Here is a 12,166-nt window from a genome sequence, read left to right on the forward strand (position 1 = left end):
ACTTTGTTTTAATTTTCTGTCTTTTACTTCAGAATCGAGACATTCGTGCCGAAACATTCTGTGACACCGACAAAACATGACGGCGCGGAGAAGGTCAATCTTGCCGGTGCGGCATCGGACAGTGCGTACCCGCATGAGGCGCATTTTGAGACGTTCTGTCCGCCCGAGGGGGGTGTCAGACCGGAAAGAGCCGCCCAGGGATCGAACATTCGCCTGCAGCTCGACCGGAGCAGCGGGGATGCCGAGTGGCGCATCGCGGCCTGGCAGGAGGTGATGTCGGGCAGCGGACTCGTCGAGGTGCGACCGGAGGATCGCGACGACTTCACCGGCCGGTTCCAGTCGCGCGCGATCGGCGACCTCATGACGCTGCGCGTCACGGCCAGCGATTTCCGCCTGATCCGCGACGCCGACATGGCCGCGCGCATCGAGACGGATTACGCGCTGATCAATCTCCTCGAGCAGGGCCATGTCACGGGCTCGGCGAACGGCCGGCGGTTCGAGGTCGAGCCCGGCGCGGTCTGCATCACGCGGCTGACCAGCCTGATGGATGTTGCAATCCTCGGGGCGGACTGGCTGGCGCTGCTCGTTCCGCTCGCCGCCCTGGAGAGCTGCAAGGCCTGGCGCGAGACGCTGAACGGGCGGGTCTTCGCGCCGGACTCCGTGCCGGCGGTTCTGCTCGGCCATCACCTGCGATCCATGCTGGCGCTGCCCGAACCGCTGGCGGGCCGGCGCGCCGAGCAGATCGCCAGAACCAGCCTCGGCTTCGTTGCAAGCTGCCTCGGGGGCGGCCCGCCGCCGCTCCGCCCCGCGCAGCGCGAGGACAAGGGACTGCGGGTGCGCCAGTATATCACCGAGCATCTCGGCGATCCCGCTCTCGACCCGGCGGCGATCTGCCGGGAATTCGCCTTGTCACGATCCCAGCTCTATCGGCTGATGGGCAGCCAGATGAACATCGCCGCGATCATCCGGCAGCAACGCCTGCAAGGCGCGCATGAGGACATCGCCCAGACGGTCGGCACGATCGACGAGATCGCGCAGCGCTGGGGCATTCCCAATCTGCGCAGCTTCCGGCGCGCCTTCGTCCGCGAGTTCGGCTATTCGCCCAGCGAGTTGCGCGCACGCCATCGCCCGCAGCCCGGCCAGCCGAAACCCGTCCCCAAACTCGGCTCCGTGCTCAATCGCTGGATGCAGGGGCAGTAGGCCCCTACCTTCGTCCGCCGCGAAACGCGCGCCGTGAGACGCAGGGTCAAGTTCTGCCGGCGTTTCGGGAATGCTTTCTCGCCCGGCTGCGTCTAGAAGAACGGGTCTCCCCTTCTGGATGCGGTGCGTGAACAGCCTCAGGGTCAAGATCTTCGTCGGCGTCATCGCCATTCTGGCGCTCATGGCGGGCGGCATCATGGCCTATTCGCAGCGCGCCGTGCGCTCGGCCATGGTGGATGCCGAACAGCGATCCGTCGAGAATGTCCTCCAGATGGCGGAACTCGCCATCCGCAGCCAGTATCTCCAGCTTCTGTCGGACAAGGTCGGCACGATTCAGGATCGCAAGGCGGCCTTCCGCCAGTTCGGCCAGACCGTGCGCTCGACGCTCGACACGCTGGCCGCCCAGGCGCAGCGCGCCGGAACCAGCGACGAGGCCGCGCGCGCCAACGCGCTCGACTGGCTGGCCGGCCTCTCGCCGGTCGCGGGCGAATACAGTTTCGTGTTCGACCGCGCGGGCCGCGCCGTGGTCTATCCCGACGCCGCGATGGTGGGCCAGGATCTCTCGGGCTTTCGCGACATTCGCGGCCGAAGCGTGACGCAGACCGCCTGGAGCGACAGCGAACTCTACGGCTCCAGCTTCCTCACCTATGCATGGAAGGCGATGAAGGGCGAGGCGACCGAGCCGAAATACGGGCTCTTCGTGCCCTTTCCCCGCTGGGGCTGGATGATCGGCATTGTCGGCGATGTCGCCGATCTCCAACGCGAAACGGATGTGCGCCGCGCCGAGCTGGTGGAGCGCCTGCGCTCCAGCCTCGGCTCGCTCCAGATGGCGGGCAACGGTTTCGTCTTCGTGTTCGACGGCAGCGGGCGGCCGGTCGTCGCGCCCAAGGGCGGCGAGGACGGCTGGATGGCGCCTGCCGTCTTAAGCGAACTGAAAGCCATGGCCTCCGATGGCGACGCGCCCTCGCGCCTTGCCCCCCTGCCCTCGGCCGGGCCGGATCAGGGCGCGGAGGCGCAGGTCTTCCGGCTGAAGGCGCTCGACTGGTATGTCGCGGCGATCGTTTCCTCCGCCGCGCTGGCCAAACCCGCGCAGGACCTGATCCTGAGCCAGGGCTTCGTCTTTGCCGGCGGCAGTCTTCTGGCGGCGGTTCTCGCCTGGTTCCTGGCGCAGCGCATCAGCCGGCCCCTGGTGGCGCTGACGCACCGGGCCCGCGCCCTGCCGCAGACCGACTTCACGCAGGCCCCGCCCAAACTTCTCACCGAGCGACGGCTCGAAGGGCGGGACGAGATCGGGCGGCTCGCCAGCGCCTTCCACTTCATGGAAGATTCGCTTTATCGCAACGTCCAGACCGTGATGCGCGTCACGCAGGAGCGCGAGCGCATCGAGGGCGAGTTGAACGTCGCGCGCGATATTCAGCTCGGCCTCCTGCCGAAGATCTTCCCCGCCTTTCCCGACCGCTCCGAGATCGACATTCACGCCGCGCTCGTCTCGGCCAAGGAGGTCGGCGGCGATCTCTACGATTTCTACTTCATCGACGACCGCCATCTCTGCTTCACGATCGGGGATGTGGCGGGCAAGGGCGTGCCGGCCGCCTTGTTCATGGCGATCACCAAGACGCTGATCAAATCGGCGGCCGACCGCTTCCCCGATCCCTGGCAGATGATGGCCGCCGTCAACGACACGCTGGCGAGCGACAATCCGAACTCGATCTTCGTCACCAGCCTGATCGGCGTTCTCGATTGTCTGACGGGTGAGATCCGCTATGCCAATGGCGGGCACAATCCCCCGCTCGTGATCCGCGAGGGCGGGCGCGTGGAGTGCCTACGCCCGATCAGCGGGCCGGCGCTGGGCGTGGTCGAGGGCATGGACTACGAGCCGCTCGCCACGCATCTCAAGCCCGGCGAGACGCTGGTTCTCTACACGGACGGCGTGACCGAGGCGATGAACGCGCGCGACGAGCTGTACGAGGACGAGCGCCTCCTTCAGCTTCTGGAAGCGCAGGACCCCTTCCTGCCGACCGAAATGCTGGTGCAGCGGATCATGGCCGACGTGCAGGCCCATGCCGGCGGCACGCCGCAATCCGACGACATCACGCTCGTCGCCCTTCGCTTCCACCAGCCGTCCAAGAGGTCGTCATGATCCGCTCGCTTCGCCTCCGCGCCTGGTTTTTAGGCCTCGCCCTTCTGATGCCACTGGCGGCCCAAGCGCAGACGCCCGCGCCGGACGCGGCGGCCCCAGCGCCCGCTCAGGCGCGCGTGTTTCCCTCCGAGCCCCGCCTCAAGCCGGACGGCACGAAATGGCGCATCGGCTATTACGAGGGCGGCCAGTACAAGGATTACGAGACGATCCTCAAATCCACGGTGCGCGGCCTCATGGCGATCGGCTGGATCAAGCCGACCGAACTGCCCGTCGGCAACAATCCCGAGCCCGGCGGCTTCTGGCGCTGGCTCTCGGCCCATGCGGTAAGCGACTATGTGGAGTTTCCCGCCGACGCCTATTTCGCGGCGGGCAATTTCGACAAGGAGAAGCGCCCGCTCGTGAAGGCCGAGCTTTTGGATCGGCTGACGACGCGCGGCGACATCGACCTGATGCTGGCGCTCGGCACCTGGGCGGGGCAGGACCTCTCGACGGATGCGATCTCGACGCCCGTGGTGGTCGCCTCCACCAGCGACCCGATCGGCTCCAAGATCATCAAGAGCGAGACGGATTCAGGCCACGACCACCTGAACGCCAAGGTGGAGCCGCAGCGCTACGCCCGGCAGGTGGAGCTGTTCGACGACATCTTCCACTTCAAGAAACTCGGCCTCGTCTACGAGAACAGCCCGGAAGGCCGCACCTTCGCCGCCGTGGACGATATCGAGCGCATCGCGCGCGAGCGCGGCTTCGAGATCGTGCCGTGCTTCGCGCCCTTCAACAACGTCCCGCAGGCCGAGGCCGAGGCGAAGGTCGAGGCCTGCTACGCTGAGATCGCGGCTAAGGCGGACGCGGTCTATCTCACCGTGCATCGCGGCCTGACCGAGGCGAGCCTGCCCAAGAGCCTCGCGCCGCTGATCGACCGGGACCTTCCGACCTTCTCCATGGCGGGCGAGTCGGAGGTCAAGCTCGGCGCGCTGATGAGCGTCGCGCAATCCGACTTTCTGTATGTCGGCCGCTTCCACGCCGAGACGATCGCCCGCATCTTCAACGGGGCCAAACCCCGCGACCTGCCGCAGGTCTGGCAGGCGCCCGCCAAGATCGCGCTCAATCTGCGCACCGCCGGCGAGATCGGCTACGATCCGTCCGTCGATATTCTGCTGGCGAGCGACGAGATTTTCGGCACGGACCTCGCGCAACGCGCGCCCTGACGCGCCCGATAAGACCTCTCGGGGTCGACTGGCCGGGCCTTTTCGTCAGGCGCTCCTGGCAAGCCCGGCGCTCTCCGGCGCCCGGTCGCGCTGGGGAAAGGGCACGGGCGGGACGAGGCGCATCGTGCGCGCCTGGACGAGATCGGTGAGGCGCGCGGCGCGATGCCCCGTACCCCGCTCGAAGGCGGCGATGGCGCGGTCGGCGCCGTTGCGGCCGGTGTCCAGCACATGCCGGACATAGGCCAGCATCCAGCGCTCGCTGGGGGCAAGCCCCGCCTCCGCCTCCTCCAGAACGGCCCGCGCGAAGCGCGCGAGCGACAGGGGGCCGGCGCGCCCGGACAGGCCGTGGCGGATCGCCTCCTCGCGCGCGAGGCGCAGATCGCGCCAGGGCAGGAGATCGGACAGGCGGCGCAGGCTGCCGGGATTGGCTTGCAGCCCCTTCTGGAGCGCCGAAGGAGCCATCACCACCGAGGCCGGCACGAGCGGATCGTCATGATCGCACAGCTCGGCGTCGGGGAAGTTCGCGCCCGCCGCGCGTCCCTCGATATAGAGGGATTGGCAATGCCGGGCGAACAGCTCCTCCATGCGCCCGGCGTCCAGCGCCTCGAAGAAGGCGTCCACGCCCGGCTCCGTGTCAAAGCGGAAGCGGATGCGCGCGTCGAGGAACTGCGAGAACTGAAGGCTTTCCAGATCGCGAAGGCTGGGCGTGACCTCCACCACCTCCCCGTCGCGCAGCCGGCGTCCCGCCCAGGAGGGCGCGCGCAGGAAGGTCAGAAGCGCGGGATCGCCGTCCATGCGGGCGAGTTCGCCAAAGCCCTTGTAGGAATTGTTGCCGAGCGGCAGCGCCTGCATGGCGCGGTTGCCCTCGAACATCCAGCGAACATAATGCGCCAGATCCTCGAAGGGCCGCACGGGCGGGCGATGGGTCGTGCGGTCGCCGGCGAAGTGGGGCTCGGCGAACATGCGCGTCCAGATCTGCAGCCGGTTTTCCTTGAAGCCGGTCGGCTCGCCCGCCTCGAACGGGCTGTTGGCGAAGATCGCGATCAGGGCGGGCGCGGCCAGAAGCGCCAGATTCAGCGCCTCCACCGCGTGGGTGGCCTCGACGCCCGTCGTCGGCCCGTTCTGCGCCTTGGCGTCCATGCCGACCTCGTGCCGCCAGCCCCGCGCCCCGCGCCAGTAATCGTAGATCGGCTTGGGAGCGCGCATCGCGCGGTAGAAGCTTTCGCTGATCGGCGTCGAAGGGTGTTCGGAGAGGTTGGCGATGCCGGCGCCGAGTTCACCGAGGGTGGCGGCGAGTTCGCTCAGCTCGCGCTGCACGAGGCAAGCCAGATCGTTGAGGTTCGAGCCCGGCCGATCCGGCCCGCCGACAATGCCGATGGCGCTTTCCAGATTGTTGAACCCATTGTCCACCGAGGATACGACCATTGGCCCCGAGACGCCGATCAGGCTGCCGGAGGCCAGAACCGGCGTCACCGCCTCGCCCCGCCGGCGACGCGCCTCGTAGAGACGGGGAAACAGCTCGCGCGCGTCGAAGCTCGCGCCCGAGCCGAAATCCACGACCGGCATTTCCAGCTCGATGCCGAGCGTCGGGTGGGTTCGCATGTCGGCCATATCAGGCGGCGCCCTTTCGAGCGGGGCTCGCATGGTCGCGCGCGATCAGAAAGAACAGAAGCGTCGAGCCGAGATAATAGAGGCCGGTGACGGCGAGCCCGTCGCGTGTGCCCAGAAACGTGAACAGCGCGCCGACGGCCAGCGGGCCGATCATCTGGCCGAGCTTGTCGGCGGCGCGCTGGATGCCCATGGCGCGGCCCGTGCCAAGGCGCTGGACGCTGGGCAGATGCAAGGCGAAGCTCGACTGCGCGGGGCCGCCCAGACTGCTCGCCAGCCCTAAGAGGAACACCGAGGCGACCAGCGCGAAAAGGCCGATGTCGAGATAGGTGAAGGCGAGGCCGAGACCGCCGAGAAGACCGCCCATGACGATGAAGGGTTTCTTGCGCACGTGCCGGTCCACCCAGCGGCCGAGAAGCGGCGCGATATAGATGACCGACAGGCCGTAGATCATCATGATGCGGCCGATATTGCCCTGCTCGATCCCCTGCTGCGAGAGGTAGACCGGCAGCGTGTAGTAGAGGAGCCCGACCTGGGCGACCGAGAAGGGCACGACGCTGAGCAGCAGCAGCGCGAGAAAGTTGCGATCCTTCAGGAGCCCGCCCAGCGCCGAGCCCCCGTCCGGCGCGAGGGGCACAGGCACGGGCGCGGCGGCCGGGGCGCTCGGGCTGGTGGCCGGGCGGCCGAAATAGGCGCGCATGAAGGCAAACGCGAAGAGCACGGGCGCAAGCCCCAGAAGCGCCGCGACGGTGAAGACCGAGGAAAAGCCGATCTGATCGGCGAGCATCGCGCCCGTCACATTGCCGCAGATCTGGCCCGCGAAAATGCCGGCGACGAGATTGGCGATGGCCTGGGTGCGGGTGCGCGGGCTCGACCAGGAGAAGACATAGCCCTGAATGCCCATCCAGGCGAGGCCGTATCCGAGGCCCACCACGGCGCGCGCGCCGATATAGGATAGGGGGCCGGTGGCGAGCGTTCCCGCCAGCGCGCCTGCCGCGCAGATGAGGCCGCCGAGCACGAAGGGAATATGCCAGCCGCGCCGATCCGTCAGCACGCCCGCGATCAGCGCCGTGACGAGCGCGCAGCCCATTTCGGCCGAGATCGGCAGGGCGAGCGTCACGGCGCGCGACAGGCCGAACAATGGCTCGGTGGCGAGCGCGCCCATCTGGAGCGGCACGAAGGAGAGGGGCAGCGCCCAGCCGAAGACGAGCAGGAACGAGGCCGGGCGGGCGAGGAGATGATGCCCGTCGCGGTCCACGGCGCCCGATTCCTCGGCGCGCGCGGCCAGCCGGCGCATGAGGATGCCGAACAGGACGAGAAGTTCGAAGCCGAACAGGGCCGAGGTCAGAAGCACCGTGCCGGCGTCGAGCGCGCGGTGGCGCACGCCCTCCCTGATCGCGGTGTCGGACAGGCTGGCGCTGAGGCGCGCGGCGGGGCGGGCGTCGCCCGGCGTCACGATCTCATAGGCGATGGCCGGGCGGCTGCTGGTCGCCTCGCGCGTGGCGTCGAGGGTGGCGATGGCGCGGCCCGTGCCGTCCACAAGCTGGACGGAGGCGAGTTCAGGGATGTCGGCGGCCATGCGCCCGAAGGGCGCGGCATAATCGGACAGGCGGTCCAGCCGAACGCCCTTGTCCACGAGGCGCTGCAGGTCCGTGCCCAGACGATCCACGGATCGCTGCACATTCTCGGTCGCCGCCCACACATAGGCGTCGCGGAAGGTGACGATATTGTGCCAGGACGCGCCGCCTTGCGCCAGAACGAGAACCAGCGCCGGCACGAGGAGCAGCTTCCAGCGGCTGATCGTGCCGTCCACGCCGATGGGCAGAACGCTCGCCGCCAGAAACAGCGCAAGCGCGCCCGCAGCACTCGCCACGATCAGCGAGGTCACGGCATCGCTCACCGGCCGGGCGGTCGCCTGTGCGATTGCGGCCTCCGGCACCAGCATCACCAGCGCCCCCGCCAGGCGGTTGCCGGCCCCCGAAACGGGGAGGACGAAGACATGCGTGTCGCCGATCTTCGCCGGTGTCAGCCCCTTTGCCGCCGAAGCCCCGAGCTTTTCGGCGACGAGCGGGCCGAGGCCGACGGGCAGGCCGCCCGGCGGATTGCTTTCCACCATCGCGCCATCGGGCAGCGTCACCAGAGCAGCGGACAGGAAGGGCAGGTCGGAGCGAATGCCGGCCAGCATTTCCGGCAGACCGAACATCTGGGTGATGGGCTTGCCGAAGCGCAGCGAATTCTGGATGCGGAAGGACCAGTCATGCCCGACGATGCGCACCGCCGTGACCGTTCCTTCGAAAGCGGTCTTGCGAATGGCCGACACGGTGAGAACGCCCGACAGGAGCTGGGCGAGCACCAGCACGGTGAGGGCCACGAGCGCGAAGCGCAGGCGCAGTGTCCAGCGCGGGCCGGCGCTGGGTGCGGCTTGGATGGCGGGAGCGATGGTCATGGTAGGGCCAGCCTTCAGAGCCGGGGCGAGCGAACACGCCCGCGCGCCCGAGCCGTCAGCGAGCCCGCTGCGTCGCCCGCTTGAATGCGCAGCCCGGCCGCACCCGCTTTCATCTCTCGCGTGCGGGACCGTGGCCCCCGGCCAGTCCGTGATATGCTACTGGCCACTCGCGATCCCTGAATACCGGCGGATTTCCATGCTTGGGATGGTGGATCGTCCGGACACGCCGAGCCGCTCGCCTGTTCGGCGCGCGGCTTCCAAGCCCTCCCGGTCTTCACCCCGCCTTATTGTGGCGGAAAGCGGATCGGCCTGATACATCGCAGACTTGTCTCAGCGTCTCACCGGGCGACTGGGCGCGGTCCAGAGCATCCGCGGGACGCGCCCTGAATGGCGGGACGGAGCCCGCGCGAGCGCGCAATTCCAACGAGCGCCCCGTCCGATCCAGGGCCGAAGCTCGCCGCGGCTCGATCGTTTGCCAAGACGGCATCGGGCGCAGCGACGCTCCGGAGCCATGAGCGATGTTGCGCGTTCCGCCTTTCCATCAGGAGAGGCATTCATGGCGAACGCGACACAGACTCTGGCTCAGTTCCGCATCGTGGCAGGCAAGGACGGCCAGTCCGCCCGGTTGCATATCGAGGACGACAGCGGCGCGACGCTGGAATTGAACGCCACCCGCGAACAGCTCGATCTGATCGCGGACGAGCTGGACCAGATGCTGGACTCCACGGAAGACGCGGACGAGGTTTAGGAACCGACCGACCTTTTGGTCGGAGTGCGATAGCCGGGTCGAGGGCGCGCCAGCCTGCGCCTCGATCCGGTCCGGCGCATTTCAAGGGCGGGGGTGACGAGACCGATGATGAAGCTCTACGGCGTTCGTGGTTGGGGCTCGGCGATCACCGAAGCCATGCTGGCTCTGGTGGGGCAGCCTTACGAATTCGTCGATGTGGACGGTTTCGACCAGCCGGGCGAGGCGCAGGAGCGGCTCGCCCGCGTCAACCCGCTGCGGCAGGTGCCGGTGCTGGTTCTGGAGGATGGAGACATCCTGACGGAAAGCGCCGCCATCGCCCTTTGGCTCGCCGAGCAGCATCCCGAACTCGCACCCTCACGAGGCACGGCGGAGCATCGCCGCTTTCTGCGATGGCTGATCTGGCTGGTCGCCAATGTCTATCCGACCTTCACCTATGGCGATGTTCCGGATCGCTGGTGCCCCTCCGCGCCCGACGAGCTGAAGGCGGCGACGGACGCCTATCGCAAGCGTCTGTATCTCCAATTGGAGGCGGAGATCACCGGGCCCTATCTTCTGGGCGAGCAGCCGTCGGCGCTGGATTGCTACGCCGCCGCGATGGTGGGGTGGCGGCCGGGAGCGCCCTGGTTCGAAGCGAACACCCCGAAGTTCTACGCCGCCGCCATGCTCATGCGCCGCCATCCGAGGCTGGCCGAGGTGATGGCTGCCAACAAGCAGACCGGCTGACAAGGGCGAGCCGGTCTGCGAACGCCCATTGCCGACGGATCAGCCCGTGGGCAGGCCGATGCGCCACTGGTAGGGCGGCGGGGTGCCGTTGACGGCGTAGTCGCCCACGATCCGGTCCTTGTAGATGCGCGGATTGTGCGAGGACAGCGTGCGCGCGTTGCGCCAATGGCGGTCGAGCCCGGCGGGCTTGCGGATGGCCGAGGCCCCCAGCGCGTCGAACACGATGGTCGAGGCCTCGAGAACGAGGTTCGAGACCACCGTCTGCGCCTGCGCGGTTTCTAGCTCGGCCAGACTGTTGGCGCGCTCTTCGGCTTCCGCATCTCCGCCGAAATGCGCGGCATGGGCACGCTCCAGCGCGCGGGCGGCTTGCAGGGTGATGGCCCCGGCCGCATAGGCCGCGCCGCGAATGCGCCCGACCACCTGAAGCACCTGCGGGTCTTCCGACGAGCGCGCGGCGGCGGCGTGCGTATAAGTGCGCCGGCGCGCGCCCACGGCGGCGGCCGCATCGCCCGCGAGCGCGCGCCCGATGCCCGCGAGCGTCGCCAGATGCACGATCTGGTAGAAGGCCGCGCTGTAGCGGAATTTCTCCTCGTCGCTGAGGACATCCAGCGGGTCGATCACGACATCGGTGAAGGTGGTGGTGCCGCTGGCCGTCAGCGTCTGGCCGAACCCGTCCCAATCGTCCACCACATGGACGCCCTGCGCGTGGCGGGGCACCAGAACCGTGCCGCCCTCGCCGTCCTCGCGCCGCGCGCCGGTGTCGATCCAGTCGGCGAAGAGCGAGCCGGTCGTGTAGTATTTCTCGCCATTGAGCACGAGGTCGTCGCCCTTACGGGCGAGATGGGTCGAGAAGCCCTCGATCGAGGCCGCGCCGATCTCGGTCCAGGCATTGCCGGCGGTCTCTCCGGCCGCGATGCGCGCGGCCCAGCGCTCGCGGAAGGGGCCGGCGGGCAGGTTCACGACGCTTTCCACGAAGCCGAAATGGCCGCGTAGGGCCTGCGTGATGTTGGAATCGGCCTCCGACAGTTCGATCAGGAGATTGATGAAATCGGGGAGACTCGCCCCTTGCCCGCCCTCGGCTCGGGGCAGGCGCACCGCGCCGAAACGCGCGTCCTTCAGCCAGCCGATTTCCTGCGTGGGCAGCGTGCGGTTCAGCTCCCGCTCCACCGCGCCGGCGCGGATGCGCGCGAAGATCGGGCGGAAGGGGGTCGCGAGCGCCTCATAGTCGGGGCTCGGGCCCTGCCCCCAGCCGAGGTCGGTCTGGCTGGTCGGGCTTTCGATGGTGGAATGAAACATGGCCGTCGCGGCTCCCGATGGTTCAATGAAGGGCGACGGAGCCGGAGCTTCCGCCGAAATAAAGATCGTGAATGTCGCCGCGCGACAGGAGATCGGCCGCCGTTCCCTCGGCCGCGACGCGCCCGGTTTCGAGCACATAGGCATAGGCGGCGTAGCGCAGCGCGAGGTTGGCGTTCTGTTCGGCCACGAGAAAGCTCGCGCCCGATTGCGTGTTGAGGCTGCGGACGATCTCGAAAATCTCCTGCACCACGATGGGAGCCAGCCCCATCGAGGGCTCGTCCAGAAGCACGAGCCGGGGCTTGGTCATCAGCGCGCGCGAGATCGCGACCATCTGCTGCTCGCCGCCCGAGGTCAGGCCCGCCTTGGTTCCGCGCTTGTCGCGCAGGCGCGGAAACCAGCTATAGACCTGTTCGAGATCGCGCCGCCGCTCGGCCGCCCGGGGCCGGCGGCCATAGGAGCCGGCGAGGATGTTTTCCTCGACGGTGAGCTGAGGAAAGACGCGCCGCCCTTCCAGGACCTGCACCACGCCGCGCCCGACGAGATCGGCCGCCGAAAGCCGGTCGACGGGCTCCCCGTCCCAGCGGATCGCGCCTCGGCTCACCGCGCCGCGCTCGGGGCCGAGAAGGTTCGAGATGGCCTTCAGGACCGTGGTCTTGCCCGCGCCATTGGCGCCGAGAAGGGCGACGATCGCGCCCTTCCCCACTTTCAGCGAGACGTCCCGCACGGCGAGAACCGCCCCGCCATAGAGCGCCTCGATGTTCTGGACCTCCAGAAGGCCCTCATACGTCTGCGTCATGAGA

At 68.3% G+C, this 12,166-nt stretch carries 9 protein-coding genes; 5 read left to right on the forward strand and 4 right to left on the reverse strand.

Annotation, left to right across the window (positions count from 1 at the left end):
• The first annotated feature begins 273 nt into the window (after window positions 1–273).
• The 3 genes from AUL36_RS11575 to AUL36_RS11585 all read left to right on the forward strand — a co-directional run bounded on the left by AUL36_RS11575 (window position 274) and on the right by AUL36_RS11585 (window position 4,545).
• On the forward strand, window positions 274–1,200 hold the full coding sequence (locus tag AUL36_RS11575) for a helix-turn-helix transcriptional regulator (protein WP_062220736.1): 927 nt from the start codon (window positions 274–276) through the stop codon (window positions 1,198–1,200).
• Window positions 1,201–1,327: 127 nt separating this feature from the next.
• Window positions 1,328–3,340 carry a SpoIIE family protein phosphatase gene (locus AUL36_RS11580; protein WP_062220739.1) on the forward strand — a complete coding sequence of 671 codons (2,013 nt, stop codon included), beginning with the start codon at window positions 1,328–1,330 and terminating at the stop codon, window positions 3,338–3,340.
• Window positions 3,337–4,545 carry an ABC transporter substrate-binding protein gene (locus AUL36_RS11585; RefSeq protein ID WP_062220742.1) on the forward strand — a complete coding sequence of 403 codons (1,209 nt, stop codon included), beginning with the start codon at window positions 3,337–3,339 and terminating at the stop codon, window positions 4,543–4,545. Before AUL36_RS11580 ends, AUL36_RS11585 begins: the two co-directional genes overlap by 4 nt.
• A 45-nt stretch (window positions 4,546–4,590) precedes the next feature.
• Here AUL36_RS11585 and AUL36_RS11590 read toward each other — a convergent pair whose 3' ends face one another.
• The gene (locus tag AUL36_RS11590) at window positions 4,591–6,156 is read right to left on the reverse strand and encodes a glutamate-cysteine ligase family protein (protein WP_062220746.1); all 1,566 of its coding nucleotides are present in this window, start codon (window positions 6,154–6,156) and stop codon (window positions 4,591–4,593) included.
• A gap of 1 nt (window position 6,157) precedes the next feature.
• Complete coding sequence (locus tag AUL36_RS11595) at window positions 6,158–8,599, reverse strand: MFS transporter (RefSeq protein ID WP_062220749.1); 2,442 nt, start codon at window positions 8,597–8,599, stop codon at window positions 6,158–6,160.
• Window positions 8,600–9,155: 556 nt separating this feature from the next.
• Here AUL36_RS11595 and AUL36_RS11600 point away from each other — a divergent pair.
• Together AUL36_RS11600 and AUL36_RS11605 are read left to right on the forward strand one after the other, a co-directional pair.
• Window positions 9,156–9,347 (forward strand): hypothetical protein, encoded by a 192-nt coding sequence (locus AUL36_RS11600; RefSeq protein WP_062220752.1) that lies wholly within the window; start codon window positions 9,156–9,158, stop codon window positions 9,345–9,347.
• A 105-nt stretch (window positions 9,348–9,452) separates the two neighbouring features.
• Window positions 9,453–10,070: a glutathione S-transferase family protein gene (locus AUL36_RS11605; protein ID WP_062220755.1), complete on the forward strand. Its 618-nt coding sequence runs from the start codon at window positions 9,453–9,455 to the stop codon at window positions 10,068–10,070.
• A 39-nt stretch (window positions 10,071–10,109) separates the two neighbouring features.
• Here AUL36_RS11605 and AUL36_RS11610 read toward each other — a convergent pair whose 3' ends face one another.
• Together AUL36_RS11610 and AUL36_RS11615 are read right to left on the reverse strand one after the other, a co-directional pair.
• Window positions 10,110–11,366 (reverse strand): acyl-CoA dehydrogenase family protein, encoded by a 1,257-nt coding sequence (locus AUL36_RS11610; RefSeq protein ID WP_062220758.1) that lies wholly within the window; start codon window positions 11,364–11,366, stop codon window positions 10,110–10,112.
• Window positions 11,367–11,388: 22 nt separating this feature from the next.
• Window positions 11,389–12,162: an ABC transporter ATP-binding protein gene (locus AUL36_RS11615; RefSeq protein ID WP_062220761.1), complete on the reverse strand. Its 774-nt coding sequence runs from the start codon at window positions 12,160–12,162 to the stop codon at window positions 11,389–11,391.
• Between the last annotated feature and the right edge of the window lie 4 nt (window positions 12,163–12,166).

Source organism: Aureimonas sp. D3 (assembly GCF_001463805.1).
GTDB classification, from domain to species: Bacteria; Pseudomonadota; Alphaproteobacteria; order Rhizobiales; family Rhizobiaceae; genus Aureimonas; species Aureimonas ureilytica_A.

Coding starts and splice junctions, on each gene's coding strand:
- AUL36_RS11595 (WP_062220749.1), bottom strand. CDS start 8,599: ATGACCATCGCTCCCGCCATCCAAGCCGCACCCAGCGCCGGCCCGCGC.
- AUL36_RS11575 (WP_062220736.1), top strand. CDS start 274: ATGTCGGGCAGCGGACTCGTCGAGGTGCGACCGGAGGATCGCGACGAC.
- AUL36_RS11615 (WP_062220761.1), bottom strand. CDS start 12,162: ATGACGCAGACGTATGAGGGCCTTCTGGAGGTCCAGAACATCGAGGCG.
- AUL36_RS11585 (WP_062220742.1), top strand. CDS start 3,337: ATGATCCGCTCGCTTCGCCTCCGCGCCTGGTTTTTAGGCCTCGCCCTT.
- AUL36_RS11605 (WP_062220755.1), top strand. CDS start 9,453: ATGATGAAGCTCTACGGCGTTCGTGGTTGGGGCTCGGCGATCACCGAA.
- AUL36_RS11610 (WP_062220758.1), bottom strand. CDS start 11,366: ATGTTTCATTCCACCATCGAAAGCCCGACCAGCCAGACCGACCTCGGC.
- AUL36_RS11590 (WP_062220746.1), bottom strand. CDS start 6,156: ATGGCCGACATGCGAACCCACCCGACGCTCGGCATCGAGCTGGAAATG.
- AUL36_RS11600 (WP_062220752.1), top strand. CDS start 9,156: ATGGCGAACGCGACACAGACTCTGGCTCAGTTCCGCATCGTGGCAGGC.